The organism is Paracraurococcus lichenis (assembly GCF_030657435.1).
GTDB lineage: Bacteria > Pseudomonadota > Alphaproteobacteria > Acetobacterales > Acetobacteraceae > Paracraurococcus > Paracraurococcus lichenis.
In genome coordinates this window covers 48,908-74,656 of record NZ_JAUTWS010000020.1, presented here as the reverse complement: position 1 = coordinate 74,656, position 25,749 = coordinate 48,908, and the positions used below count along the sequence as shown (strand labels likewise).

31 protein-coding genes and 1 pseudogene are annotated in these 25,749 nt (G+C 73.1%); 16 read left to right on the top strand and 16 right to left on the bottom strand.

The genetic code is table 11. From position 1 onward, the window contains the following. The first annotated feature begins 262 nt into the window (after positions 1-262). On the top strand, positions 263-1,018 hold the full coding sequence (gene ubiG / locus Q7A36_RS20410; protein WP_305105585.1) for a bifunctional 2-polyprenyl-6-hydroxyphenol methylase/3-demethylubiquinol 3-O-methyltransferase UbiG: 756 nt from the start codon (positions 263-265) through the stop codon (positions 1,016-1,018). A 10-nt stretch (positions 1,019-1,028) separates the two neighbouring features. On the opposite strand, the gene Q7A36_RS20405 is transcribed toward ubiG, so the two are convergent. The 9 genes from Q7A36_RS20405 to Q7A36_RS20365 all read right to left on the bottom strand — a co-directional run bounded on the left by Q7A36_RS20405 (position 1,029) and on the right by Q7A36_RS20365 (position 7,150). After that, positions 1,029-1,436 carry a type IV secretion protein Rhs gene (locus tag Q7A36_RS20405; RefSeq protein WP_305105584.1) on the bottom strand — a complete coding sequence of 136 codons (408 nt, stop codon included), beginning with the start codon at positions 1,434-1,436 and terminating at the stop codon, positions 1,029-1,031. Beyond that, complete coding sequence (locus Q7A36_RS20400) at positions 1,433-1,915, bottom strand: DUF1178 family protein (protein ID WP_305105583.1); 483 nt, start codon at positions 1,913-1,915, stop codon at positions 1,433-1,435. The genes Q7A36_RS20405 and Q7A36_RS20400 overlap by 4 nt, the downstream gene beginning before the upstream one ends. Before the next feature lie 111 nt (positions 1,916-2,026). Next, positions 2,027-2,284 carry a glutaredoxin 3 gene (gene grxC / locus Q7A36_RS20395; protein ID WP_305105582.1) on the bottom strand — a complete coding sequence of 86 codons (258 nt, stop codon included), beginning with the start codon at positions 2,282-2,284 and terminating at the stop codon, positions 2,027-2,029. Positions 2,285-2,326: 42 nt separating this feature from the next. Then, entirely contained in the window at positions 2,327-2,515 is a 189-nt protein-coding gene (locus Q7A36_RS20390) for a hypothetical protein (protein WP_305105581.1), read from the bottom strand. Between the two features lie 250 nt (positions 2,516-2,765). Next, positions 2,766-3,512 carry a ComF family protein gene (locus Q7A36_RS20385; protein ID WP_305105580.1) on the bottom strand — a complete coding sequence of 249 codons (747 nt, stop codon included), beginning with the start codon at positions 3,510-3,512 and terminating at the stop codon, positions 2,766-2,768. 102 nt (positions 3,513-3,614) lie between these two features. Next, entirely contained in the window at positions 3,615-5,201 is a 1,587-nt protein-coding gene (locus tag Q7A36_RS20380) for a rhodanese-like domain-containing protein (protein WP_305105579.1), read from the bottom strand. Positions 5,202-5,230: 29 nt separating this feature from the next. Continuing rightward, complete coding sequence (locus Q7A36_RS20375) at positions 5,231-6,061, bottom strand: S1 family peptidase (RefSeq protein WP_305105578.1); 831 nt, start codon at positions 6,059-6,061, stop codon at positions 5,231-5,233. Between the two features lie 42 nt (positions 6,062-6,103). Further along, on the bottom strand, positions 6,104-6,940 hold the full coding sequence (gene radC, locus Q7A36_RS20370; RefSeq protein WP_305105577.1) for a RadC family protein: 837 nt from the start codon (positions 6,938-6,940) through the stop codon (positions 6,104-6,106). A 60-nt stretch (positions 6,941-7,000) separates the two neighbouring features. Further along, positions 7,001-7,150: a DUF2306 domain-containing protein gene (locus tag Q7A36_RS20365; protein WP_305105576.1), complete on the bottom strand. Its 150-nt coding sequence runs from the start codon at positions 7,148-7,150 to the stop codon at positions 7,001-7,003. On the opposite strand from Q7A36_RS20365, the gene Q7A36_RS20360 reads away from it, so the two are divergent. Then, entirely contained in the window at positions 7,149-7,412 is a 264-nt protein-coding gene (locus tag Q7A36_RS20360; protein ID WP_305105575.1) for a hypothetical protein, read from the top strand. The genes Q7A36_RS20365 and Q7A36_RS20360 overlap by 2 nt on opposite strands. A 73-nt stretch (positions 7,413-7,485) precedes the next feature. Here the strand turns inward: Q7A36_RS20360 and map are convergent, their stop codons facing one another. Further along, entirely contained in the window at positions 7,486-8,292 is an 807-nt protein-coding gene (map, locus tag Q7A36_RS20355) for a type I methionyl aminopeptidase (RefSeq protein WP_305105574.1), read from the bottom strand. 385 nt (positions 8,293-8,677) lie between these two features. Between map and Q7A36_RS20350 the strand changes: the two genes are divergently transcribed. Next, on the top strand, positions 8,678-10,426 hold the full coding sequence (locus Q7A36_RS20350) for a methyl-accepting chemotaxis protein (protein ID WP_305105573.1): 1,749 nt from the start codon (positions 8,678-8,680) through the stop codon (positions 10,424-10,426). Positions 10,427-10,638: 212 nt separating this feature from the next. Here Q7A36_RS20350 and Q7A36_RS20345 read toward each other — a convergent pair whose 3' ends face one another. The 4 genes and pseudogenes from Q7A36_RS20345 to Q7A36_RS20330 all read right to left on the bottom strand — a co-directional run. Continuing rightward, positions 10,639-11,562: a methyltransferase domain-containing protein gene (locus Q7A36_RS20345; RefSeq protein WP_305105572.1), complete on the bottom strand. Its 924-nt coding sequence runs from the start codon at positions 11,560-11,562 to the stop codon at positions 10,639-10,641. Between the two features lie 96 nt (positions 11,563-11,658). Beyond that, complete coding sequence (locus Q7A36_RS20340; RefSeq protein WP_305105571.1) at positions 11,659-12,237, bottom strand: hypothetical protein; 579 nt, start codon at positions 12,235-12,237, stop codon at positions 11,659-11,661. Further along, positions 12,237-12,920 carry a YjbE family putative metal transport protein gene (locus Q7A36_RS20335; RefSeq protein WP_305105570.1) on the bottom strand — a complete coding sequence of 228 codons (684 nt, stop codon included), beginning with the start codon at positions 12,918-12,920 and terminating at the stop codon, positions 12,237-12,239. Before Q7A36_RS20335 ends, Q7A36_RS20340 begins: the two co-directional genes overlap by 1 nt. 452 nt (positions 12,921-13,372) lie before the next feature. Beyond that, positions 13,373-13,972, bottom strand: a pseudogene (locus tag Q7A36_RS20330) (TerC family protein); the annotation flags it as partial. 170 nt (positions 13,973-14,142) lie between these two features. Here Q7A36_RS20330 and purB point away from each other — a divergent pair. From purB to grxD, 12 genes are all read left to right on the top strand, one after another. Next, entirely contained in the window at positions 14,143-15,480 is a 1,338-nt protein-coding gene (gene purB / locus Q7A36_RS20325; protein WP_305105569.1) for an adenylosuccinate lyase, read from the top strand. Between the two features lie 87 nt (positions 15,481-15,567). Further along, on the top strand, positions 15,568-15,849 hold the full coding sequence (locus Q7A36_RS20320) for a hypothetical protein (RefSeq protein WP_305105568.1): 282 nt from the start codon (positions 15,568-15,570) through the stop codon (positions 15,847-15,849). Between the two features lie 82 nt (positions 15,850-15,931). After that, complete coding sequence (locus tag Q7A36_RS20315) at positions 15,932-16,687, top strand: NRDE family protein (protein WP_305105567.1); 756 nt, start codon at positions 15,932-15,934, stop codon at positions 16,685-16,687. 225 nt (positions 16,688-16,912) lie between these two features. Next, positions 16,913-17,398 (top strand): hypothetical protein, encoded by a 486-nt coding sequence (locus Q7A36_RS20310; protein ID WP_305105566.1) that lies wholly within the window; start codon positions 16,913-16,915, stop codon positions 17,396-17,398. 169 nt (positions 17,399-17,567) lie between these two features. After that, complete coding sequence (purC, locus tag Q7A36_RS20305; protein ID WP_305105565.1) at positions 17,568-18,332, top strand: phosphoribosylaminoimidazolesuccinocarboxamide synthase; 765 nt, start codon at positions 17,568-17,570, stop codon at positions 18,330-18,332. Between the two features lie 13 nt (positions 18,333-18,345). Next, a complete protein-coding gene (locus Q7A36_RS20300) occupies positions 18,346-18,531 on the top strand; it encodes a hypothetical protein (RefSeq protein ID WP_305105564.1) in 186 nt (61 codons plus the stop codon). After that, positions 18,528-18,767 (top strand): phosphoribosylformylglycinamidine synthase subunit PurS, encoded by a 240-nt coding sequence (gene purS / locus Q7A36_RS20295; protein ID WP_305105563.1) that lies wholly within the window; start codon positions 18,528-18,530, stop codon positions 18,765-18,767. Before Q7A36_RS20300 ends, purS begins: the two co-directional genes overlap by 4 nt. A gap of 4 nt (positions 18,768-18,771) precedes the next feature. After that, positions 18,772-19,005, top strand: a complete 234-nt coding sequence (locus Q7A36_RS20290; RefSeq protein WP_305105562.1) for a hypothetical protein — start codon at positions 18,772-18,774, stop codon at positions 19,003-19,005. 21 nt (positions 19,006-19,026) lie between these two features. After that, positions 19,027-19,734, top strand: a complete 708-nt coding sequence (gene purQ / locus Q7A36_RS20285; protein ID WP_305105561.1) for a phosphoribosylformylglycinamidine synthase subunit PurQ — start codon at positions 19,027-19,029, stop codon at positions 19,732-19,734. Positions 19,735-19,810: 76 nt separating this feature from the next. Beyond that, complete coding sequence (gene purL, locus Q7A36_RS20280) at positions 19,811-22,042, top strand: phosphoribosylformylglycinamidine synthase subunit PurL (protein ID WP_305105560.1); 2,232 nt, start codon at positions 19,811-19,813, stop codon at positions 22,040-22,042. 24 nt (positions 22,043-22,066) lie between these two features. Continuing rightward, positions 22,067-22,300, top strand: a complete 234-nt coding sequence (locus Q7A36_RS20275) for a BolA family protein (protein WP_305105559.1) — start codon at positions 22,067-22,069, stop codon at positions 22,298-22,300. Positions 22,301-22,369: 69 nt separating this feature from the next. Further along, the gene (grxD, locus tag Q7A36_RS20270) at positions 22,370-22,708 is read left to right on the top strand and encodes a Grx4 family monothiol glutaredoxin (RefSeq protein WP_305105558.1); all 339 of its coding nucleotides are present in this window, start codon (positions 22,370-22,372) and stop codon (positions 22,706-22,708) included. A gap of 44 nt (positions 22,709-22,752) precedes the next feature. On the opposite strand, the gene Q7A36_RS20265 is transcribed toward grxD, so the two are convergent. Beyond that, a complete protein-coding gene (locus Q7A36_RS20265; RefSeq protein ID WP_305105557.1) occupies positions 22,753-23,052 on the bottom strand; it encodes a hypothetical protein in 300 nt (99 codons plus the stop codon). A 2-nt stretch (positions 23,053-23,054) separates the two neighbouring features. Next, a complete protein-coding gene (locus Q7A36_RS20260; protein WP_305105556.1) occupies positions 23,055-23,270 on the bottom strand; it encodes a dodecin in 216 nt (71 codons plus the stop codon). A gap of 142 nt (positions 23,271-23,412) precedes the next feature. On the opposite strand from Q7A36_RS20260, the gene glgX reads away from it, so the two are divergent. Next, on the top strand, positions 23,413-25,653 hold the full coding sequence (gene glgX, locus Q7A36_RS20255) for a glycogen debranching protein GlgX (protein WP_305105555.1): 2,241 nt from the start codon (positions 23,413-23,415) through the stop codon (positions 25,651-25,653). Positions 25,654-25,749 lie beyond the last annotated feature (96 nt).

Genomic DNA, 25,749 nt, shown 5'->3' with positions numbered 1-25,749 from the left:
GATCATACGCAGGCGGATCACGCGGTTGCGCCCGCGCGAAGGCCGGCACAGATACCCACCCGGCCCCCGCGCTGCAACATTCGCGAGGGATTCGATAGCGGCCCGCAGACGTCCAGACGTCTGCGGGCCGCTATCGCGCGCAGGGTTGCCGGGTCCCCATCGCAGCTTGGCTGCGATGGGAGCCCGATGTGGCGGTTGCGCGCCGGCCGTAAGGCCATACCGGTCAGCATCCATGCTGGCCGGCAGGAAAGGGAAGGCAGGCATGGCGGCGGCCGGACAGGGCACGGCACTCGGCGCGGAGATCGCCAAATTCGACCGGCTGGCCGCCGATTGGTGGGACCCGAAGGGCCCGATGCGGCCGCTGCACGCCATGAACCCGGCGCGGATGGGCTGGATCGTCCCGCGCATCGCCCGGGCCCAGGGGCGGGCGCAAGGGCGGGACCCGGCGGCGGCGCGGCCGCTGGAAGGGCTCCGGGTGCTCGATGTCGGCTGCGGCGCGGGCCTGGCCAGCGAGGCGCTGGCCCGGGCGGGGGCGGCGGTGACCGGGCTGGATGCGGCCGGGGCGGCGCTCTCGGCGGCGCGGGCGCATGCCGCGGCCGGAGGGCTACCGATCGACTACCGCGAGGGGCGGCCGGAGGAGCTGCTGGCCGCCGGCGAGGCGGGCTTCGACGCCGTCATCGCCCTCGAGGTCATCGAGCACGTGGCGGACCGGGAGGCCTTCTGCCGCTGCCTCGCTGGCCTGGTCCGGCCGGACGGGCCGGTCTTCGTCTCCACCCTGAACCGGACGGCGCGCAGCTTCGCCTTCGCCAAGCTCGGCGCGGAATACCTGTTGCGGCTGCTGCCGGTCGGCACGCATGACTGGCGGATGTTCGTCCGCCCGGCGGAACTGGGGGCGGAGCTGCGGCGGGCGGGGCTGCGCGTCACCGACATCGCCGGGCTGACGATGGACCCGCTGACCGGGCGCTGGGGGACCAGCCGCGATGTCGGGATCAACTACCTCGTCATGGCGGCGGCCTGAGGGGCGCGCGTCAGCGCCGCGCCTCGCCGGTGCGGCGGCCGGCCCGGTCATAGAAGCGGGTCACGTCGCCGCTGGTCTCGGCCCGCCCCGTCGCGCGGCCGGCGCTGTCGTAGAAGCGCGTGGTCCCGTCCCGCGTCTCCGCCCGGCCGGTGGCGCGGCCCGCGTTGTCATAGAGGCGCGTCGTGCCGTCCCGGGTCTCGGCCCGGCCCAGGGCCCGCCCGGCGCTGTCGTAGAAGCGCGTCGTCCCGTCCCGCGTCTCCGCCCGGCCGGTCGCGCGGCCGGCGCTGTCATAGAAGCGGGTGGTGCCGTCCCGGGTCTCCTCCCGGCCGAGCGCCCGGCCCGCGGGGTCGTAGTCCCGCAGGGTCTGCGCTGCCGCGGGCCCCGCGGCCAGCGTCAGCAGCAGGAGCGCCGCCCTCACCCGTCGGCGCGCGGCACCCAGGGGAGGCGCGCGACCTCGATCCCCTCCTCCTGCAGCGCGGCGGCGTCCGAATCCGAGGCCTCGCCATAGATGCCGCGCTTGTCGCTCTCGCCGCGGTGCATCTTCCGCGCCTCCTCGGCGAAGTCGCGGCCGACATAGTCGCAGTTCTTCTCGATCTCGGAGCGCATGCGCTGCAGCAGCGCGATGACCTGGGCCGGCACCGGCCCGGCCGCGGCCTGGGTCGCACCCGGCGGCGGCACGGGAGCGGGTGCGGGCGGCGCCGGCGGCGGCGCCTCCTTCACCCGGCTGCGGCCCTTCTTCGGGATGGCCGGCGCCATCAGCCGCTTCGAGACCTCGGTCCCGCCGCAGACCGGGCATTCCACGAAGCCGGCCTTGGCCTGCTTCTCGTAGGCCGCGCTGTCCTTGAACCAGCCGTCGAATTCATGTCCTGCGCCGCAGCGCAGATCGTAGTGGATCATCCCTGCTTTCCCCGGGCGCGCGGCCGTGCCGCGCCCACTCGTCCCCTATAGCGTGGCACTCCTCGATTGCGAGTGCCAAGCCCTTTCCTGGACGAAAGGACGAGAAGGGTCTTAGGCAGCGAGGAGCGCGTCGAGCTTGCCGGCGCGCTCCAACGCCATCAGGTCGTCCGAGCCGCCGATCGCCTGCCCGTCGATGAAGATCTGCGGCACGGTGGTCCGCCCGCCGGAGCGGGCGATGGCATCCTTGCGGGCCTGGGAGCCGTGCGGCGCGTCCAGCTCCTCGAAGGCGATCCCCTTCCGGGCGAGCAGCGCCTTGGCGCGGTCGCAATAGGGGCAGAAGGGCGTGGTGTAGATCTCGACCTTGGTCATGCACCGCAGTTTGGCCCGGCACCCCGCCGGGTCAAGGATCCGTCAGGGAAAGGACAGCACGAGCGTGATGACGGGGCTGGCGAGGAGGAAGGCGACCGCCAGCATGACCAGGAGCCGGCTGGGCGATTCCTCCGCACCATGGCTGGTGCCGATGCGCCGGCGCGGCGCCGGCAGGGTGAAGGACGGAGCGGCGCCGCCGGGGGAAACGGCACCATGCGCACTGGGGGACATGCGGCCTCCTGCTGCCTGTCGAAGGAAAGACAGGGTGGACCGGGCCCGGTGAAGTGGGGGTTAGCAGCCCCGGACCCGACCGAAAGCTCGCACGCATCAATGACCCGAAAGTTGCCAAGCCATGAGCGCGGTCGCGACACGGCGATTGTCGCCTCCTGCGCGAGAGATCGGCAATGGGGTCCGGACGGCCAGGCCGGCCCGGTTTGCCGCGGCGCGGCAATCGCACGGATGGCCGATGCCGCCCCGGCGATCAGGGGCGCGGCGCGCCCTCCAGCCGCGGGTCCGGCACCCGCGCCGCGGCCAGCACGTCGACCGCCGCCGCCCCGGCCTCGAGCAGCACACGGGCGCAGGCATCGGCCGTGGCGCCGGAGGTCATGACGTCGTCCACCAGCAGGACCCGCCGCCCGAGGAGCCGCGGCCGGGCGCGGGGTGCGACGGCGAAGGCGCCGGCCAGCAGCGCCGCCCGCTCCGCCGCGCCGCGGTCGCCGAGCGCCGGGGTCGGGCGGGTCCGGCGCAGCAGGTCCGGGAGGTAAGGCCGCCCGGCCTGGCGCGCCAGGCGCGCGGCGAGCAGCGCCGCCTGGTTGTAGCGGCGGGCGAGCAGCCGCCGCCAATGCAGCGGCACCGGCGCGACCAGGTCGGCCCGTGCCAGCAGCGCCGCGCCGGCCCGCGCCATGTGCCGCGCCAGCGGGCCGGCAAGCTCCGTCCGGTCGGCATGCTTGAAGGGCAGCACCAGCCGCTGCGCCCCGGCATCGTAGCGCAGCGCGGCGCGGGCGGCCTCGAAGGCCGGCGGCCGCGCCTCGCAGCCCGGGCAGAGCGGCCCGACGCCGGCATGCGGGAAGGGCACGCCGCAGCGGGCGCAATGCGGCGCGGTGACGAAGGAGAGGCTAGCGAAGCAGCCGGCGCAGAGGCTGCCCTGGGCCTCCACCGCGGCCTCGCAGGTCAGGCAATGCGGCGGCAGCAGGGCATCGAGGGCGAGCAGCCCGAGCCGGCGCAGCATCAGCCCCGCCCTGCCCCGCCAAGCCGGCGCCCCGCGGCGTGCGGGGGCGACGGCGCCCGCACCCGGCGCGCTTCCCCGGCGGCAGGCGGCAGGCGGCGCCGCCTAGACCTGCCCGAACCGCGCATCGCCGTCGCGGGCGACCTCGTGCACCAGGTCGATCTCCCAGGAGAGGTATTCGCGCATCGCCGCCTCGACCCCGTCGTTGCGGTCATAGGGACGGAGATAGACGTCGATGCAGTCGGCATCCTCCGGGTTGCGGCGGTCTGCCGAGAGCGGCAGACCCGCCGCCTTCCAGGCCGCGACGCCGCCGGCGAGCACCGCGACCGGCGCGATGCCGAGGCCCTCCAGCTCCGGCACGGCGAGCCTCGCCACCGCCGCCTCCGCCGCCGCGACCACGATGCGCTTACCCGGCGCCAGCCGCCCCCGCAGCGCCGCCAGCCGCGTCCGCACGCCCCAGAGCGCGCCGGGCAGCGCGCCTTCGCGGAAGTCGAGCGAGCGGGAGAGCTGCACCACCTGCGCCGCCCCGGCCTCGAGCGCCGCGGCCAGTTCGGCGGGGGCGAGGCTGGTGGGGGAGAGGGCGGCGGCCTCCGGGCAATCCTGCCGCCAGGGGCCGGTCTCGAGCGGCCCATCCAGCCCGCCCTCCAGGACATGGACCTCCCAGCCTCCGAGCTGGCGCAGCCAGCCGCCGGTCATGCGGGCCCGCACCCCGGTATCATCCACCAGGACGATGCGCGCGCCGCGCACCGCGACCCAATTGTCGGTCCCCTGCACGAGCTGCCCGCCCGGCGCCATGCGGCTGCCCGGCAGGTGGCCGGCCAGGTATTCCTCCGGGTCGCGCACGTCGAGCAGGTAGGTGGTCCGCGACCCGTCCGCCTGCAGCGCGGCGAGGCCGGCGCGGTCGATGCTCCGGACGCCCCAGCGCTCCGCGAAGGCCCTGGCGCGCTCGAGCGCCGTCGGCAGGCTCGCCGGCGTGCCGCGCGGGAAGCTCGCGGCCTTGCCGCGGTCGCAGGAGAAGCCGGCCAGCTCCCAGCCCATGGTGCCGTTGCGCAGCGCGACGACCTTGTTCGGCACGCCGGCACTGCGCAGGCTCTCGGCGCCCATGATGCTGCGGGTGCGGCCGGCGCAGTTCACCACGATGGTCGTCTCCGGCCGCGGCGCGATCTCGCCGATGCGGTAGACCAGCTCGCCGCCCGGCACGTCGATGGCGCCGGGGATGGACATGCGGCGGAACTCGTCCATGGGGCGGCTGTCCAGCACCACCATGTCCTGGCCGGCCTCCATCATCGCGCGCAGCTCCCCCGGATCCACCGAGGGCGTGTGGTAGTGGTGCTCCACCCATTCGCCGAAGGCCTTGGAGGGGACGTTCATGCCGGAGAAGAGCACGTAGCCGGCCGTCTCCCAGGCCGGGGTGCCGCCGGCCAGGACCGCGACATCGGTGCAGCCGATGCCCTCGAGATAGGCGGCCAGCCGCGCCGCCAGCTCCCCTTCCCCGCCATCCACGCAGCAGATCCGCACGCCGCGGCGGGGCAGGATCGCGCGGGCCCGCAGCTCGGCGCGCGACAGGGCACAAGGGTTGGCCCAGAACAGGTGGGACTTGCCGAACTCCCCGTCCTCCCGCGCATCGAGGATGGCGAGTTCCTGCCCGTCGTTGATCCAGGCCTTCAGCGTCGGCGCGTCGATGCTCCGCATGGCGGCTCCCCCGTGTCGCGCCGAGCCTACTACCGGAGGCAGCGGAGCAACACGGTGGAGGGCTCCGCCAGCTCCCCCACATCGGCCGGGGTCAGGCCCGCCCGGAGGCCGGCGGCGGTCGCCGGGCGGATGCCGTTGCGCAGCAGGAAGTCCACCGCCTCGGACCCCTTGACCGCGAAGTTGACGTTCTGCGGCAGGTCGCCGGTGACCTGGGCGATGCGCTGGGCATTGAGCTTGGAGACGACGACGCCGATCACCCGCCCGCCCATGTCGAGCAGCGGGCCGCCGGAATTCCCCGCCTGCACCGGTGCGCTGATCTGGAAATGCCGCGGGTTGTCGCGCAGCCCCGAGAGCGCGGAGATGTCGCCCGTGGTCAGCGTGGCGCCGGAGCTCAGCATGCCGGCGAAGGGGAAGCCGTAGGTCACCACCCCCTCCCCGCGCCGCACCTCCGGCCCCGCGCGGAAGGCGAGCGGCGGGCCGAGTTCCGCGGGCAGGGCGAGCAGCGCCAGGTCGCGCTCGGCATCGCGCGCCGCGAGGCTCGCCGGCAGCTCCGCGCCGCGCGGGCCGCGGGCGCGGAGCTCGGTGCAGCCCTCCGCCACATGCCAGTTGGTCAGCAGCCGCCCGGGCGCGACGACGAAGCCGGTGCCCGTGGAGGCCGCGCGCCGCGCGCCCGGCGCGGGGGTGCCGGTCCCCGGCGGCAGCGGCGGCGGCTTGGTGGTGGGCAGGATCGGGGCGGCGCGCGTGCCGGGCAGCGGCGTCGGGCGCTGCACGGTCGGCCAGGGCGCCTCCTGCGCCTGGGCGGAGGCCGCGCCGGCGAGGCCGAGGCCGGCCGCCAGCAACAGGTTCGGGAGCAGGCGCATGTGGGACAGCCTGTCGGGGTGGCGCCGGTCAGATGCCGGGGGTCACAGCAGCCCTTCCCGCCGCAGCGAGACGTGCATGCCGTTGCCGATGATGATGTGGTCGTGCAGCACGATGCCGAAGACCTGGGCGGCGGCCTTCACCTCCCCGGTCATCTCGATATCGGCGCGGGACGGGGTCGGGTCGCCGCTCGGGTGGTTGTGGACCAGGATCATGGCGGTCGCCTGCAGCTCGAGCGCGCGCTTGACCACCTCCCGCGGGTAGAGCGGCGTGTGGTTCACCGTGCCGCGGCCCTGCAGCTCGTCGGCGATCAGGCGGTTGCGGGTGTCGAGGTAGAGGACGCGGACATGCTCCACCCGCTCCCGCGCGAGCTGGACGGTGAGGTAGTCGATCAGCCGGTCCCAGTTGTTGAGCAGCTCGAGCTGCTTCGCCTCCTGCCGCGCCAGACGCAGGGCGGCGGCGTGGACGGTCTTGAGCGCGGCGGCGCCGGCCTCGCCCAGGCCCTCCACCGCCAGCAGCTCGGTGATCGGGGCCGCGATGGCATTGGCATAGCTGCCGAAGCGGTCGAGCAGGGCGCGGGCAATCGGCTTGGTGTCCCGCCGCGGCAGGGCGAGGAAGAGGACCATCTCCAGCATCTCATGGTCCAGCAGCCCCTCCCCGCCCGCGGTCAGCAGGCGGCGGCGCATGCGGGCGCGATGGCCGAGATGGCCGGGCTCCGGCTCCGCCCCGGCTTCGGGCAGCAGGCCGGGCAGGCGCGGGTCGGCGGGCGCCCGGCGCCGCGGCCGGGCGGCAGGCGGTGGAACCCGCAGGGGATCCCGCAGCGTGAAGGGCTGCAGCAGCCCCGCATCCGACAGGCCCTTCCCGACATCCAGCTTTCGCATGCCCACCCCCAACCTTGGGTAGGCATATCCCGCGGAGGCTCTGCCGTTCAACAGAATCGTCTACGACCAGACGATCCGGCCCATGAGCCGCTGGGGCAGCAGGGTGAAGGCGCCGGTGATCACCAGCGCCCCGAGGAAGAGGCCCGGCATGGCCCAGCGATGGGCGGCGACGCGCCCCTGCCTGGCATGCAGCACCGCGACTGGCAGCATGGCCAGCGTGAACAGCGAAATCCCGTGGATTCAGGAGAAGCAGCCGGGACCGCGAAGGCCGGTGATGCCGAAGGAGGTCAGCAGGACGGCGAGCATGAGCCCGACCCAGATCTCCCAGGCGGCGATGCGGCCGCGCGCCCTTCGGCGCGGCGAGCTGTCAGGCACCGAGCGCGAAGGCGGCGAGCGCCGCGCTCGCGTGGATTTGCACGAGCGGCGGGGCGGCCAGGAAGGGTGCGACCTGCATCGGCGGGGCTGCATGTGAGCAGCGTTCACTTCACATGCGCCGTCACGATGGCGGAGGCAAGCTGCAGGGCCGGTCTGGCGGCCACGGCGGCTCAGGCCGCGTAGGGCGGCCGGTGCAGCCCGGCGGGCGAGTAGGTGAAGACCTCGCAGCCCGTCTCGGTCACGCCGACCATATGCTCGAACTGGGCGGAGAGGCTGCGGTCGCGCGTGACGGCGGTCCAGCCATCGTCGAGGATCTTCACCTCGGGCCGGCCGGCATTCACCATCGGCTCGATGGTGAAGAACATGCCGGGCTTGAGCACCGGGCCCTCCCCCGGTCGGCCGAAATGCAGCACGTTCGGCGGCTCGTGGAAGCGGCGGCCGATGCCGTGGCCGCAGAAGTCGCGCACCACGGAGAAGCGGTGGCGCTCGACGAAGCGCTGGATGGCGTGCCCGATATCGCCGAGGGTCGCGCCCGGCTTCACCGCCGCGACGCCGAGCATCAGCGATTCATAGGTGACGTCGAGCAGCAGCCGCGCCTTGGTCGAGGGCTGGCCCGCCACGTACATGCGGCTGGTATCGCCGTGCCAGCCTTCGAGGATGACGGTGACGTCGATGTTGAGGACGTCGCCCTCGGCCAGCACACGCTCGCCGGGGATGCCGTGGCAGACGACGTGGTTGATCGAGGTGCAGATCGACTTGGGGTAGCCGCGATAGCCGAGCGGCGCCGGCGTCGCGCCATGCGCGAGGATGTAATCATGGCAGAGCCGGTCGAGCTCGCCGGTGGTGACGCCGGGCCGCACATGCGGGGCGATCATGTCGAGCGTCGCGGCCGCGAGCTGGCCGGCGCGGCGCATGCCGGCGAAATCCTCGGGGGCGTGGAGGGTGATGCGGCGGGAATCGCCGCCCTGTTGATCCATGGTGCTGGCTGTCTCTGGGCGGGGCGCTTGATAGGCTAAGATGCGCGCGGGGTGCGCGGGAAGCAAGCGCCGGGCCCGTGGTCCGGGTTGCGACGCGGCCCTGCGCCCCACGCGGGGCTGTGCGCAGGCGCACGGGGCGGGAAGGTCGGCGCCGCGGCCGGCGGGGCATGGGCGGTGTCGAGGGGCGTCGGTCCAACCGGGACAGGGCATGCCCGGCCGTGCCGATCGAGGTGCCAGGTGCCGCATCCGTCCGGCGCTGACCGTCCCGCCGGCCTCGCAGTGGCAGGCACGTCCCGCCTGGGATTGCGGTGGACAATCCAGGGCGGCGCCGATTTAGATGATCGCGATTTCGTGAGTTCTTTGCACCTCGATCGGACACCCCAGCATGGCGGACGCCTCATCGGCCCTTGCCGCAGCCACGTCGCAGCCGCTCGCCGAGAGCAAAGGGCTCAGCATCCGCGCCAAGGTGGTGGCCGCCTTCGGCGTGCTCTTCCTCGTCCTGGCCGGCATGGGCGGCGTCGCCATCCAGCAGCTTTCCCATCTCGCGGGCGCCGTGCAGGAACTGGGCGAACACAGGCTCTCGGCAGCGAACGCCCTCGCCGAGACCGTGCAGGTCGCCATCGAATACAGGCAGGTCCAGGCTGCGGAAATCCTGGCCCATTCGCCGGAACGGAAGGCCAATCTCGCGCAACGCAAGCTTGCCGATGCGTCGCTGATCACCAACCGCCTCGAAACATACCAGGCGTTGACGACGAACCGGGTGGAGCTTGCCCTGGCGAAGTCGCTGCGCGACGCCTGGCAGGCCTACCAGGCGCAGGACGAGCGTTTCAGTGCCCTGATCCGCGCCGGCGACCTCGATGCGGCCACGATCCTGTATGACGGCGAGTTCTCGCGTCTGAGCGCCCAGTTGCGCAAGGTCTCGCAGGAGGTCCTGGCCTTCTCCATCACGGCCGGCAAGGATGCGGTCCTGTCCGCGAAGCGGACCTTCGAGACCGCGGTCTGGATCATCGGCCTGGTCACGCTCTTCGCGGCCGCCCTGTCCATGGCTTCGGCCACCTGGCTCAACCGCAACGTCGTGGCGCGGATCATCGCCGTCTCGGCCGCCATGCGGCGGCTGGTCCAGCGCGATTACGGCTTCGACCTGCCGGCGGCGAGCGCCGACGAGGTGGGCGAGATGACCCGGGCGGTCGAGGCCTGCCGCGATGGCCTGCGCGAGGCAGACCGGCTGGCCTCGGCACAGGCGACCGAGCAGGCGGCACGCGCCGTGCGAGCCGACCGGCTGGCCGTACTGCTGCGCGGCTTCGAGGCCAAGGTGCGCCGCACCGTGGAGGTACTCTCGACGGCGGTGTCGCAGTTGCAGGGCACCGCGCGCGCCATGGCCGGCAGCGCCGAGGGCACCCTCGAGCGCGCCGGCGCGGTCGCCGCCGCCGCCGAGCAGACCAGCGCCAATGTCCAGACCGTGGCCGCCGCCGCCGAGGAACTCTCCGCCTCCATCGCCGAGATCACCCGCCAAGTCTCCCAGAGTTCCAAGGTCGCCGGCCAGGCCGTCGCCGAGGCGCGGCGCACCGACGAGGTCGTCCGCGGCCTCGCCGAGGGCGCCCAGCGCATCGGCGAGGTCATGCGCCTGATCACCACCATCGCCGGCCAGACCAACCTGCTCGCGCTCAACGCCACCATCGAGGCCGCCCGCGCCGGCGAGGCCGGCAAGGGCTTCGCGGTGGTCGCCTCCGAGGTCAAGAACCTCGCGGCACAGACCGCCAAGGCCACCGAGGAGATCGCGGCGCAGGTCGGCGCCATGCAGTCGGCGACCGGCGACGCGGTCGGCGCGATCCAGGCGATCGGGGCACGCATCGGCGAGGTGAGCGAGATCGCCGCCACCATCGCCGCTGCCGTCGAGGAGCAGGGCTCGGCGACCTCGGAGATCGCCCGCAGCGTGCAGCAGGCGGCCGCCGGCACGCAGAGCGTCTCGGGCGCGATCGGTGCGGTCAGCCGCGCCGCCGGCGAGGCCCGCACCACCGCCGGCCAGGTCGCCACCGCCTCCGAGGAACTCGGGCGGCAGGCCAAGACCCTCGACCAGGAGGTCGGCGATTTCCTCTCGAGCGTCGCCAAGGTCGAGGGGCCGCGGGCAGCCTGAGTCCTGACGCGGCGCGCGCCCGGTGGCGGGCGCCGCATGGTCCGGCTCCGCCGATGCAGGCTTCGGCAGGAATCGGCGGCATCGCACCGGCGCCGCCTCCGGTCAGCCTGTCGGCAATCGGATCCCCCGCGGCCGACAGGCGACACCCCCTGTCCCGCCCTGGAGCATTCCCACGCTGGCCGCCGGGCGTTTCCGCCCCGCGGCGATCTACATCAATGCAGCGGCCCGCGCCCGGCCGTCTCGCCCGCGCCCTGCTCCTCCACCCCAAGCGCCTCCGCCAAGCGCACCGTCGCGCTGCCCGGCCGCGCCGGCTGGGACTGGCTCTCATGCGGCGACCAGCCGGTCATGACCAGCAGCCGGAGGCTCGCCGGGATGCCCTCCGCCCCCTCCGGCAGCCGGCTCGCCGCCAGCGGCAGCAGCGCCCGCGGCGGGATGCGCGGGTCGCGCGCGAGCACGGCATTGGTCTCGCCGGCCGCCCGCAGGTCGCGGAACAGCGCCATCGGGTTGCGATAGGCGACCGGCAGCCGCGCGGCATCGGCGACCGGCAGGGCGAAGCCGGCGCGCTGCAGCAGCCCGGCCAGGTCGCGCAGCTCCGGGAAGGGCGAAACCCGCGGCGAGAGGCCGCCGCGCAGCTCGCTCTCCGCCCCGGCCAGCGCCTCCCGCAGCTCCTGCAGCGTGCCGAGGCCGGGCAGCGAGGCAAGGAACAGCCCGTCCGGCGTCAGGACGCGGCGGATCTGCACCAGCGCCCCGGGCAGGTCGTTCACCCAGTGCAGCGAGAGGCTCGCCACCACCAGGTCGAAGCTCTCCGGCGCGAAGGGCAGCCATTCCTCGTCGCCCGCCACCGCCAGGCCGCCGGCAGGCTCCCGCTCCCGCGCGGCCATCCGGGCCGAGAGGTCCATGGAGACGACGAAGGGGATGCCGCGCGCCCGCAGGAGGGGTGCCACCACGCCGCGCCCGCCGATATCGAGCGCCCGGGTGAAGCGCCGCGTGGTGTCGTCCAGCCGGTCGAGCAGGAGGTCCGCCGCCGCCTCCAGCACCGGGGCCACCTGCCCGACGGTGGCGGCGGCGCGGTCGCGGCGGAGCCGCACCAGGCGGCGGTCGAAGACCCGCATCGGGTCGGTCGGGGACTGGGTCATGCGCGCCTTGTCTGTTGGGCGGGGCGAAGCGGACCACCGGGCCCCTCGGCCCTTCGGTCATCGGCGCGCCTGACGTGGTATGGCGCCGGGCGGATGTCAGGACCCGCGCAGCGCGGCCAGGATCGCCGCGGCGAAGGCCCGCGGGTCGGCCGGCGGCGGCGCCGTCCGCGGCATGGTCACGCGCAGCCGCAGCAGACCCCCGCCGACCCCGCCGGCGCAGAGCAGCCCCTGCACCCGCTCCCGCCCGTAGAGGCCGGTGGTCTCGGCGCAGGCGAGGCCGGGGGCGCCGCCCTCGGGCAGGGTGAGCCGCCCGCTCTCGCGTTGCTGGCGATGGCCCGGGGCCTGCAGCGCCTCGGCCAGCATCGCCTCGAGCGCCGCCGCCACGGCCGACGCGGCGGCACCGGTCGGCACCGGCCCGCCCTCCGCCCGGTCCAGCGCGACGAGCGCCCCGGCGGCGTGCCGGCCACGGGTGGCATAGGCCGCCTCCCGTCCCTCGGGCCGCTGCGGCAGCGGCAGGACGGCGCCGCGGCGGAAGCCGGCGGCGTCCTCCGGCAGGCGGGCGGCGAGGTCGGCGGGCGGGACCGGCGCGGGCTCCGGCGCCGGGCCGGGCGCCGCGCAGGCGGCCAGCGCGAGGGCGGCGGCCAGGAGGCCGGCCGCCGCCGCCCGGGACGGCATCAGCCGGGCAGGCCGGCCGGGGCGGTGGCGCCGACGACCAGGGCCGGGCGCTGCTGCAGCGCGGCATGCCCGCCGCCATAGAGGCCCCAGAGGCGGTGCACGTCCTCGTAGATCATCTTCACGCCGATCCAGACGATCAGCGCGACGCCGAGATAGGCGATCCAGCGGTAGCGCTCGAGCAGCTTGGAGATCAACGTCGCCGCCACGCCCATCAGCAGGATGGAGATGACGAGGCCGAGGACCAGCATCGGCATGTTGCCGCCGGCCGCGCCCGCGACGGCGAGAACGTTGTCGAGGCTCATCGAGACGTCGGCGATGACGATCTGGCGCAGCGCCGTCGCCATGGTCTTGGTCTCGTGGTGGTGCTCGCCGGCCGCCTCGTCCTTGTCCTCCGACCGGAGTTCCTTGAAGAAGCCCCAGGCGATCCAGAGCAGCAGCGCGCCGCCGACCAGCAGCAGGCCGGGGATGGCGAGGAGCTGCACCGCCGCGACGCTGAGGACGACGCGCAGCACCACCGCCAGCACCATGCCGTACATGATGGCGCGGGAACGCTGCTCCGCCGGCAGGCCGGCGGCGGCGAGGGCGATGAGGACGGCGTTGTCGCCGGACAGAACGATATTGACCCCGAGGATCTGGGTGAGGATCACCCAGTCCCAGCTCGCTGTCAGCGAGGACATGTCCATTGCGGCGACGTCTCCGGCCGGTCGAAAGGTGGAGGGATTGGCCGGGACTCCGGCGGCCGGCAACCTAGGGGAGCCGCGCGGGGCTGTGAAGGCGCCCACCCCCGCAGGGCGGCGCCGGGCCGCCCCTGAGCAAGCCCTGAGGGGTTCGTGCTGCAACACGGCCCGGGCAGGCCGCGCGACCCGTGGCCCGGACCGCGAAAGCCTGCCTGCTATTCGGCCGCGCTCAGCCCCGGGCGGAGCGGGCCGGACGGCCCGGGCCGCGGCACGGCGGCATGGCCCTGCGGGGCGGGCGCCGCCTCCCCGGCCGCCAGGCGGCGGACCAGGCCGACCGTCCCGGCGGCGAGCGCGGCGATCACCACCACCTGCGCCGCCGTCGCCGCCGCCCAGAGCCAGGCGGGGAAGACGCCGGGCAGGGCGAGGTAGCCGAGCGGCAGCATCAGGTAGGCATAGGCGCCCGGCACCTGGTCGGCGACCTGGTGCGTGCCCTCCCGGATCATGTCGGCCGCGACGTAGAGGATGACCAGTAGGCCGAGCCAGGCGATCCAGCGGTGCCGGTTCAACAGGTTGGCGATCAGCGTCGCCGCCACGCCCATGAGAACCACGGAAATGGCGAGGCCAGCGACCAGCACCCAGCCATGGTCCTTGGCGGCGCCGGCGACGGCGAGGACGTTGTCGAGGCTCATCGACAGGTCGGCGACGAGGATCTGCGCGACGGCCTGGGGCAGGGTCTTGCGCGGCGCCGCAGCCTCGGCGGCGGCGTCCGCCTGCGGCGCGTCATGCCCGCCCGCCCGCAGTTCGCGGAACATCTTCCAGCAGACCCAGAGCAGCAGCACCCCGCCCGCGAGGGTGATGCCGACGACGGCCAGCAACTGGGCGGTCACGGCGGCGAAGCCGATGCGCATCAGCGTCGCAGCGCCGATGCCCCAGAGGATGGCCTGGCGGCGCTGCCCGGGCGGCAGGCCGGCGGCGGCCATGCCGACGACGATGGCGTTGTCGCCCGCGAGGACGATATCGATGAAGAGCACCTGGGCGAGCGGGACAAGCCAGTCCATGGCGGGGTTCCTCGGTCGGGCGGGGGCTAGATAAATATCCTGCAATGTTTCCGCAACCCCGACTGAGGCGCACCGGGCCTTGCCAGCGCCGGGCCGCAGGGTCTAACCGCGCAGGTGACGAAGCCTTGCCGCCGCGCCACCCGCGCGGCCGCCGAACGCCAGAGGCCCGGATGGTCCCCCGCTATACCCGCCCGCAGATGGCCGCGATCTGGTCGCCGGAGGAGCGCTTCCGGATCTGGTTCGAGATCGAGGCGCTGGCCGCCGAGGCGATGGCGCGGCTCGGCACCATCCCGGCCGAGGCGGCGCGGGTGATCCGGGAGAAGGGCGCGCCGCGCGCCGCCTCCATCGGCCCGGCCGAGGTCGAGGCGATCGACGCCATCGAGCGGGTGACGCGGCACGACGTCATCGCCTTCCTCACCTGGATGGGGGAGGGCATCGGGCCCGAGGCGCGCTTCATGCACCAGGGCATGACCTCCTCGGACGTGCTCGACACCGCGCTCGCGGTGCAGATGACGCGGGCCTGCGACCTGCTGACCCAGGACGTGGACGCGCTGCTGGCGGCGCTGCAGGCGCGGGCGGAGGAGCACAAGTACACGCCGACCATCGGCCGCAGCCACGGCATCCATGCCGAGCCGACGACCTTCGGCCTGAAGCTGGCGGGACATTACGCGGAGTTCAGGCGGAACCGCGCCCGGCTGGTCGCGGCGCGGGCCGAGGTCGCCACCTGCGCCATCAGCGGCCCGGTCGGCACCTTCGCGAGCGTCGATCCGCGGGTGGAGGCCTATGTGGCGGAGAGGCTCGGCCTGGCGGTGGAGCCGGTCTCGACCCAGGTGATCCCGCGCGACCGGCATGCCGCCTTTTTCTCGGCGCTCGCCATCGTGGCGTCCTCGATCGAGCGCTTGGCGACCGAGGTCCGGCACCTCCAGCGCAGCGAGGTGCGCGAGGCCGAGGAGTTCTTCCACGCGGGACAGAAGGGCTCCTCCGCCATGCCGCACAAGCGGAACCCGGTGCTGAGCGAGAACCTGACCGGCCTCGCCCGCCTGGTGCGGAGCCATATCGTCCCGGCGCTCGAGAACGTCGCCCTCTGGCACGAGCGGGACATCAGCCATTCCAGCGTCGAGCGGGTGATCGCGCCGGATGCGACCATCGCGCTCGACTTCGCCCTCGCCCGCACCACGGGGATGATGGAGAAGCTGACGGTCTATCCGGAACGCATGGCCGAGAACCTGGAGAGCCTCGGCGGCGTGGTGCACTCGCAGAAAGTGCTGCTGGCGCTGACCCAGGCCGGCCTCTCACGCGAGGAGGCCTATGCCGCCGTGCAGCAGGCGGCGATGGCGACCTGGACGCGGCTGGGCAAGGCGGACGCGAAGGGCTTCGCCGCGAATCTGTTGGAGAACCCGGCCGTCGCCGGCCGGCTGGATGCGGCGGCGCTGGCAGCGGCGATGGACCCGCAGCGGGACTTCCGGCACGTGGACACCATCTTCGCCCGGGTCTTCGCCGCGGCGTGATGGCCCTGCCCCCGGCCGGCCGCCGCGCCGCCGCCTTTCCGCCCCAGGGCGAGACTATATCCGATATTCATGTGGAGGTTGGGTGCGATGCGCCGCCTGCGAATGCTGCTTCTGGCCGCCGCGGCCGGCCTGGCCGGGCTGGCGACGGCACCGGCCGCCGAGGCCCATGGCTACTGGTACGGGCCGGGGCCGGGCTACTACCGGCCGCCGCCGCCCCGCTACTACTACCGGCCGCTGCCGCCGCCGGTGTACTACCGGCCACCGCCGCCGGCCTATTACGGCCCGCCGCCGGCCTATTTCCCGCCGCCGCCACGCTACTACGCGCCGCCGCCCCCGCCGCCACCGGGTTTCGGCTTCTACCCGCGCTAGGAGGGGTGCGACCGCGGGGCGGGTCATCCTGGCCGGTTGCGGCAATGACGCGGTGCCTGCCCTTCCGCCGGGAATCCCGCGCATGTGCACCGTGATCCTGCTGCATCGGCCGGGCCATGCCTGGCCGGTGCTGATCGCCGCCAACCGCGACGAGATGCTGGACCGCCCCTGGGACCCGCCCTGGACCTGGTGGCCGGACCGGCCGGACGTGGTGGGCGGCCGGGACCGGACCGGCGGCGGCACCTGGATGGCGGCCAACCGCGCGGGCGTGGTCGCCACCGTGCTGAACCGCCCGGGCAGCCTGGGCCCCGCCGCCGGCAAGCGCAGCCGCGGCGAGTTGCCGCTGCTGGCGCTCGCGGCCGACAGCGCCGAGGAGGCCGCTGGCCTCGTCGCGGCACTGCCGGCGGAGGAATGGCGGCCCTTCAACATGGTCCTCGCCGACCGCCATGGCGGCATCTTCCTGCGCGGCGAGGGCCGCGGCCGGCCGGAGGCGATGCCCCTGCCCGCGGGCCTCTCCATGGTCACGGCGCATGACCCGAACGACCTGGCGAGCCCCCGCACCGCCCGCCACCTGCCGCGCTTCCGCGCCGCCCCGGCGCCCGACCCGGACCGCGGGGACTGGGCGGCCTGGGAGGCGCTGCTCGCCGATGACAGCGAGGGCGAGAGCCGCGCCGACACGCTGTGCGTGCCGCCGACCGGCGGATTCGGCACGGTCTGCGCCAGCCTGCTCGGCATCTCCGCGGATGGCACGGTCGAATGGAATTTCGCGCCCCGGCCGGCCGGGAGCGCCCCCTTCCGCCGCGTGCCCATCGACCGGGCGACGGGTGGCGGGGCGTGAGGTCCCTCCGGCATCCCTGGCGCCGGCCGCCATGCCGCCGGGATCGCGGTCCGCCCTGAGGTGGCGCCGCCGTTCCGGATGCCTCGGTGCGCGCCGAAGCATCCGGCCCCCGTTCGATCGGGCGGATGATGACGCCCGCATGGGTCCACCCGGGCGGCCTCCGCCCGGTCCGGGGCATGGCGGCGCCGCGGGGCCAGCGCCGGGTTGCCCTGTCGGAGAAGCGCGATGACGGTGCGTCGGCGTGTGCTGCTGGGGCTGCTGCTCGTCCCCGGCGCTGCCCTCGCCCAGGGCAGGGACCAGGGCAAGGGTCGAGGCAAGGAGAAGGACCGCGGCGCCGGGGGCGCCAGGCCGAAGGCCGCGACGGCGGGCAAGCCGGACCGGGCCGCCGCGCGCCGCCACCCGCCGGCCGGAGGGCACCCGGGCGAGGATCTTCCGGCGCTGCATCCCGTCGATCGGGAGCAGGTGAGCGCCTGGCTCGCGGCGAATCCGGACTGGGCGCCGCCTGGCCTGCCACCGGGCGAGCGGCGGCGCCCGGCGCCGGGCCGGCCGCTGCCCTCGGGGATCGCGGCGCAGCCGCTGCCGCCCGGGCTGGCCGCCACCCTCCCCTATTTCCCCGGCTACCGCTATGTCGCGGTCGGCCCGGACATCGTGCTGGTGGCGACGGCCGACAGGACGGTGACCAGCCTGCTCGCCGGGGCCCTCGCGCGTTGAGCGCAGGAGGGCCGGGCCATGCCCGCGTCCGGCGCAGGCCGCCCATCGCCCCCCGCCCGTGGCGGCGGGGCCGCCCCCTTGCTATAGGAACCGCGCCGGCGCGCCCGGCCCGCCGGGGCGCCAGGCGCCGGGCAGTGCGCGCGCGGCCAGAGGAAGGATTGACGAGACCATGGCGCGACGCCGTCAGCTCTATGAGGGCAAGGCCAAGATCCTGTTCGAGGGGCCGGAGCCCGGCACCCTGGTGCAGTACTTCAAGGACGACGCCACGGCGTTCAACAGCCAGAAGAAGGGCACCATCACCGGCAAGGGCGTGCTGAACAACCGCATCAGCGAATACCTGATGATGCGGCTGATGGATATCGGCGTCCCCACGCATTTCATCCGCCGGCTGAACATGCGCGAGCAATTGATCCGCGAGGTGGAGATCATCCCGCTCGAGGTCGTGGTGCGCAACGTCGCGGCCGGCAGCCTCTCGACACGTCTCGGCATCCAGGAAGGCACCCGGCTGCCGCGCTCGATCATCGAATACTATTACAAGAACGCCTCGCTCAACAACCCGATGGTGTGCGAGGAGCATATCACCGCCTTCGGCTGGGCGAGCACGCAGGACCTCGACGACATCGTCGCGCTGACGCTGCGCATCAACGACTTCCTGACCGGCCTCTTCCTCGGCGTCGGCATCACGCTGGTGGACTTCAAGATCGAGTTCGGGCGGCTGTACGAGAACGAGGAGATGCGCATCGTCCTCGCCGACGAGATCAGCCCGGACAATTGCCGGCTCTGGGACAGCAAGACCGGCGAGAAGATGGACAAGGACCGCTTCCGCCGCGACCTCGGCAAGGTCGAGGAAGGCTATCAGGAAGTGGCACGGCGCCTCGGCATCCTGCCGGAGGCGGGCGTGCGGGACCTCAAGGGTCCCGAGATCATGCAGTAGCGGGGGCCGCGGCATGCTGGGTCGGATCCTCGAGGCCGTGGTGGTGCTCTGCGCCGTCGTCGGCTTCTTCGCCCTGCTCTCGGTCATCGGCCTCTTCGCGGCCGAGACCTGGACGCTGCTCTTCGCGGTGATCGGCAGCTATGGCTGCTACCTCTATGGCCGCTACGGGCGGCGTCTGCTGGGCGGTGACGTGCGATGAAGGTGCTGGTGACGGTGATGCCGAAGGCTGGCGTGCTGGACCCGCAGGGCAAGGCGATCGGCCATGCGCTCGCCGGCCTCGGCTTCGGCGGCCTGGGCGAGGTGCGCGCGGGCAAGGTGATCGAGCTCGAGCTCGCCGAGACGGACCCGGCCAGGGCGCGGCAGGCGGCCGAGGAGATGGCGCGGCGGCTGCTGGCCAATACGGTCATCGAGAGCTTCCGGGTCGAGGTCCTCTGACCGGATGGTCAAGCTCTCCCTCCTCATCCTCGCGGGGCTGACGGTGCTCTTCGCCATCGGCCTGCGCTGGCGGGAGGAGCGGATCACGGCCACGCAGCCGGCGCCGCTGCTGCGCGGCGGCTGGGTGGCGGCGCAGAAGCGCAAACTGAACCGCTGGCTGACGGCGGCGACGCTGGCGACGGTGGTGACGATGCTGGTGCTCGGCGGCCTGCACTGGCTGCGGGTGCTGCAGGGGTGACAGGGCGGGGGTGATGGTGTGATGCGAGCTGGTATCGTCCTCTTTCCCGGCACCAACCGCGAGCGGGACATGGCGCTGGCCCTGCAGCGGGTGAGCGGCCGCCGGCCCGCCATGCTGTGGCACCGCGACACGGAGCTGCCCGCGGGCATGGACCTCGTGGTGCTGCCGGGCGGCTTCTCCTATGGCGACTACCTCCGCTGCGGCGCCATGGCGGCGCAGAGCCCGATCATGCGGGCGATCAAGGAATTCGCTGCCAAGGGCGGGCATGTGCTCGGCGTCTGCAACGGCTTCCAGATGCTGACCGAGGCGGGGCTGCTGCCCGGCGCCCTGCTGCGCAACGCGACGCTGCGCTTCCTGTCCATGGACTGCCACATGCGGGTGGAGCGGGCGGACACGCCCTATACCCACCGCTTCCAGCGCGGCCAGGTCTTCCGCGCCACCATGGCGCATGGCGACGGCAACTACTTCGCCGACGACGCCACGCTCGACCAACTCGAAGGCGAGGGGCTGGTGGCGCTGCGCTACGCGACGCCGGCGGGCGAGGTGACCGAGGCCGCCAACCGCAACGGCAGCGCGCGGAACATCGCCGGCATCCTCTCCCCCAACCTGCGCGTCCTCGGCCTGATGCCGCATCCGGAGAACCAGGTGGATCCGGAGATCGACGGCACCGACGGCCTGCCGCTCTTCGAGAGCCTGGCGGAGTCGCTCGGCCAGTCGGCGCCGGCGTGACCGCGCGGCAGGACCGCCGCTTCCTCAGTTCGTCCTGCCTGCCCGGTGCCAGGGCAGGCATCCGGGGCCCCCTCGCATGACCCAGACCCCTGCCCTCCTTGCTCCCGACCGCGCCCGGCAGCTTGCCGCCGAGTTCGGCCTGAAGCCGGACGAGTACGACCGCGTCCTCGCCATCCTCGGCCGCGCACCCTCGCTGACCGAGCTCGGCATCTTCAGCGTGATGTGGTCGGAGCACTGCTCCTACAAGTCGAGCCGCGTCTGGCTGCGCGAGTTGCCGACCAAGGCCCCCTGGGTGATCCAGGGCCCGGGCGAGAATGCCGGCGTGATCGATATCGGCGACGGGCTGGCCGCCATCTTCAAGATGGAGAGCCACAACCACCCGAGCTTCATCGAGCCCTACCAGGGCGCGGCGACCGGCGTCGGCGGCATCCTGCGGGACGTCTTCACCATGGGGGCGCGGCCCATCGCCAACCTGAACGCCCTGCGGTTCGGCATGCCCGATGCGCCGCGCATGCAGCGCGTGATCGACGGCGTGGTGCGCGGCATCGGCGGCTACGGCAATTGCGTGGGCGTCCCGACCGTGGGCGGGGAGGTCAACTTCCACCCGCGCTACAACGGCAACCCGCTGGTCAATGCCATGACCGTCGGCATCGCCGATGCCTCCCGCATCTTCTATGCCCGCGCCGCCGGCGTCGGGAACCCGGTGGTCTATGTGGGATCGAAGACCGGCCGCGACGGCATCCATGGCGCGACCATGGCCTCGGCCGAGTTCAGCGCGGATTCGGAGGAGAAGCGCCCCACCGTCCAGATCGGCGACCCCTTCGCCGAGAAGCTGCTGATCGAGGCCTGCCTGGAGCTGATGGCGACGGACGCCATCGTCGCCATCCAGGACATGGGCGCGGCCGGCCTCACCTCCTCCTCCGTCGAGATGGCGGGCAAGGGGGGCCTCGGGATCGAGCTGGTGCTGGATGACGTCCCGCAGCGCGAGACAGGCATGACCGCCTACGAGATGATGCTCTCCGAGAGCCAGGAGCGCATGCTGATGGTCCTCAAGCCCGGCCGGGAGGCCGAGGCGCAGGCCATCTTCCACAAGTGGGAGCTGGACTTCGCGGTCATCGGCCACCTCACCGATACCGGCCGCATCACCGTCCGCCACAGGGGCGTGCTCGAGGCCGACATCCCGCTCGCGCCGCTCGAGTCCGAGGCGCCGCTCTATCGCCGCCCGACCGCGGAGACGCCGAAGCAGCCGGTGCTCGACCCCGGCTCGGTCGCCGATCCCGTGGGGCCGGAGGCGGCGCTGCTGAGGCTGGTCGGCAGCCTCGACCTCTGCTCCCGCCGCTGGATCTGGGACCAGTATGACAGCATGGTCGGCGGCCAGACCGCGAAGCGGCCGGGCGCGGCGGATGCCGCCATCGTCCGGGTCGAGGAGAGCCTGGAGCGGGGCGGCCGCCGGGCACTGGCCATGACCACCGACTGCACCCCGCGCTACTGCCTCGCCGACCCCGAGGAAGGCGGCAAGCAGGCGGTGGCCGAGGCCTGGCGGAACATCACCGCGACCGGTGGCACGCCGCTTGCCATCACCGACAACATGAACTTCGGCAATCCCGAGAAGCCCGAGATCATGGGGCAATTCGCCGCCGCCGTGCGCGGCATGGCGGCGGCCTGCACGGCGCTCGACTTCCCCGTCGTCTCCGGGAATGTCTCGCTCTACAACGAGACCAAGGGCCGCGGCATCCTGCCGACGCCGGCCATCGGCGGCGTCGGCGTGCTCGAGGACGTGGCGCAGGCCGTGGGCCTTGCCCTCGCGCCCGGCCTCGACCTGATCCTGGTCGGCGAGACCCGCGGCTGGCTCGGCCAGAGCCTCTGGCTGCGCGAGATCGCGGGCCGGGAGGAAGGCGCGCCGCCGCCGGTCGATCTCGCCGCCGAGCGTCGGAATGGCGACGCGGTGCGGTCGTGGATCCGACAAGGCCGTGTCGTCGCCTGTCACGACCTCGCCGATGGCGGGCTGCTGGTGGCGGTGGCCGAGATGGCGATGGGGGGCGGCACCGGCGCCACCCTGCTGGCCGGCCCGGAAGGCCTGCCGGCGCATGCCTGGTGGTTCGGCGAGGATCAGGCGCGCTATCTTCTGGCGGTGGCGGACGGGGCCGGGCTGCTGGCCGCCGCCGCGGCGGCGGGGGTTCCGGCGGCGCGGATCGGCCGCAGCGGCGGGGAGGCCTTGGTTCTCCCCGGTGGCCTGGCCATATCCGTGACGAGCCTGGTGGAGACCCATGAGCGGACCCTGCCGGCGCTGATGGCGCAGACGGCATAGCAGGACGGGAAGGAGCGCGGACGCATGGCGATGCAGGCGGCGGAGATCGAGGCCCTGATCAAGGCGGCCCTGCCGGACGCCCAGGTGACGATCGAGGACCTGGCCGGTGACGGCGACCACTACGCCGCCACCATCGTCTCCGAGGCCTTCCGCGGGAAGAACCGGGTGCAGCAGCACCAGATCGTCTATGCCGCGCTGCGCGGGCGCATGGGCGGGGAGTTGCACGCCCTAGCGCTGCAGACCTCCGCGCCGGGCTGAGTCGAGGACCAGGTGAGTGAGGATGACGGCGCCCGCAGTGCGCCGCCGCAGTCGGAAAGGAAGAGAGCGATGACCAACCCGGTGTTCGAGCGCATCGAGGCCGACATCAAGGCGAATCCCGTGGTGCTCTTCATGAAGGGCACGCCGGTCTTCCCGCAATGCGGCTTCTCCGCCCGCGTGGTGCAGATCCTGTCGCACCTGGGCGTGCCCTTCAAGGGCGTGAATGTCCTGGAGGACATGGAGATCCGCGAGGGGATCAAGGCCTATGCCAACTGGCCGACCATCCCGCAGCTCTACGTCAAGGGCGAGTTCCTCGGCGGCTGCGACATCGTCATGGAGATGTTCCAGTCCGGCGAGCTGCAGAGCGCGCTCGAGGAGAAGGGTGTTCCCGTCGCTGCCAAGGGCTGAGGCGCGGGCGGTCCAACATGCGTGGGTAGGGGCGCCGCGCGCCCCTACCCCTCCACCCGCAGGATCTCGACCGCCGGCGGGCAGGTCAGCACCTCGCTGAAGGCATGCATCCAGTCCTGCGCCGCGGTGTCGCCGCCGCGCTGGCGCAGGCCCTCGAGCTGGTCGAGGCTTGTCAGCTCCACCTCGAATTGCAGCGCCGGGCCGCCCTGGCCGCGGGTCAGCGGCACCAGCAGCCGGGCCTTCAGGCCCCTCCCCTCGGCCGCCTCCACCTCCCGCCGGATGAAGTCCATGGCGCGTTGCCGGTTCACCGGCAGCACGTCGTAGGAGAAGCGCGCGAGGTACATGCCTAGTCCTCCTCCAGGGTGAAGCCCGCCTTCAGCGTGACCTGGACATGGTCCACCGCGCCGCCCTCCGCGACCGCGCCGCGGATCTGCGTCACCTCGAACCAGCGGAGGTGGCGCAGCGAAGCGCCGGCGCGGCGGATCGCCGTGCGGATGGCATCGTCCACCCCCTCCTTCGAGGAGCCGACCAGCTCGACCACCTTGTAGACATGCTCCGTCATGGCGGTGTCCTCCGCGGTTTCCGGCCGCAGGGGTGAATCGCCGCCGCCACCCGCGCGGTTCCCCGGCGGCGCGCCGCTGCACCGCGGAAACGAAGGCGCCGCTTCCTTGTTGTCACGGGCAGCAGCAGCAAGGGCCGGGACCATGGATATGCGCGCCGAGATCGCCAAGCCGCGCGTGACAAGACGCTCACGCGTCCGCGAAGGCTCGCCCTTCCCGCTCGGCGCCACCTGGGACGGGCTCGGCGTCAACTTCGCCCTCTTCTCCGCCCATGCCACCAAGGTCGAGCTCTGCCTCTTCGATGATGCGGGCGAGACGGAGCTGGAGCGGCTGGAGCTGCCGGAATACACGGACGAGGTCTGGCACGGCTACCTGCCCGATGCGCGGCCGGGCACGATCTACGCCTATCGCGTGCATGGCCCCTACGAGCCCGAGGCCGGCCACCGCTTCAATCCGAACAAGCTGCTGCTCGACCCCTATGCGCGCGCCATCGTCGGCGACCTGACCTGGGGACCGGAGGTCTTCGGCTACAAGCTCGAGACCGAGGACGACCTCACCTTCGACGAGCGCGACAGCGCGAAGCTGATGCCGAAATGCCGGGTCATCGACCCGGCCTTCACCTGGGGCCGGGAGCGCAGCCCCTCCGTGCCCTGGGACCGCACCATCTTCTACGAAGCGCATGTGAAGGGCTTCACCAAGTGCCGCCCCGACCTGCCGGAGGAGATGCGCGGGACCTACCAGGGCCTCGCCTCGCCGGAGGTCGTCGGCTATCTGCGCGGCCTCGGCGTCACCTCGGTCGAGCTGCTGCCGATCCACACCTTCGTCAACGACAGCATGCTGCTGGACAAGGGCCTCACCAACTACTGGGGCTACAACACCATCAGCTTCTTCGCCCCCGCCCGGCGCTATGCCCGCAACCAGGCCTTCGCCTTCTCCGAGTTCAAGGAAATGGTGGCGCGGCTGCACGATGCCGGGCTCGAGGTCATCCTCGACGTCGTCTACAACCATACCGCCGAGGGCAACGAGCGCGGGCCGACGCTGTCCTTCAAGGGCATCGACAATGCCAGCTACTACCGGCTGCTGCCCGACACGCCGCGCTACTACATCAACGACACCGGCACGGGGAATACCTTCAACCTCTCGCATCCGCGCGTGCTGCAGCTTGTCACCGACAGCCTGCGCTACTGGGCGACGGAGATGCGCGTCGACGGCTTCCGCTTCGACCTGGCGACGATCCTGGGGCGGGAGCCCTACGGCTTCGACGAGGGCGGCGGCTTCCTCGATTCCTGCCGGCAGGACCCGGTGCTGAGCCGCGCCAAGCTGATCGCCGAGCCCTGGGACATCGGCCCGGGCGGCTACCAGGTCGGCGGCTTCCCGCCGGGCTGGGCGGAATGGAACGACCGCTTCCGCGACACCGTCCGCGCCTTCTGGAAGGGCGACGAGGGCCAGGCGGCCGAACTCGCCGCGCGGCTGACCGCCTCGGGCGACAAGTTCGACAAGCGCGGCCGCAAGCCCTGGGCCAGCGTGAACTTCATCGCCGCCCATGACGGCTTCACGCTGAACGACCTCGTCTCCTACAACGAGAAGCACAACGAGGCGAATGGCGAGAACAACAACGACGGCCACTCGCACAACCTGTCCTGGAACCACGGCGTCGAGGGGCCGACCGACGATCCCGAGATCCGCGCGCTGCGCGAGCGGCAGAAGCGCAACATGCTGGCGACGCTGCTGCTGGGCCAGGGCACGCCGATGATCCTGGCCGGCGACGAATTCGGTCGCACGCAGCAGGGCAACAACAACACCTATTGCCAGGACAATGCGCTGAACTGGCTGGACTGGAGCGGCATCGACGCGGATGGCCAGGCGCTCGCCGCCTTCACCCGCAAGCTGGTCGCGCTGCGGCAGAACTTCCCGGTGCTGCGCCGCAACCGCTTCCTGACCGGCCATTACGACGAGGTGGCGGGCGCGAAGGACGCCACCTGGCTGACGCCCGACGGCACGGAGATGCAGGCCGAGCACTGGGGCGACGCCAATACCCGCTGCTTCGGCCTGCTGCTCGACGGCCGCGCGCAGGCGACCGGCATCCGTCGCCCCGCTTCCGACGCCACGCTGCTGCTGGTGCTGAACTCCTACCACGATGTGGTGGAATTCGCGCTGCCCGAACCGCCGAAGGGCCAGCGCTGGCTGCTGCTGATCGACACCAACCGGCCGGATATCGAGGAGCCGGAGCCCTTCGAGTTCGGCCATCCCTTCATGGTCACGGGCCGCTCGCTGCTGCTCTTCGTGCTGCGGCCGGAGCGGGGCGGCGGCGCGATCCTGGCCGCCGCGCGCGCCGCGCTGCTGGCCGGCACCTCGCCGCCGCCGCTGCCGAGCGGCGAGGCCTGATGCCCCTCGCGTCGGGTGCGCCGGAGGCGCGCCCGACTGCGCTGAGCCTCCGGCAGGAGTCGCCGTCGCACCAAGGAACTTCGTCCCAGGTCCGGC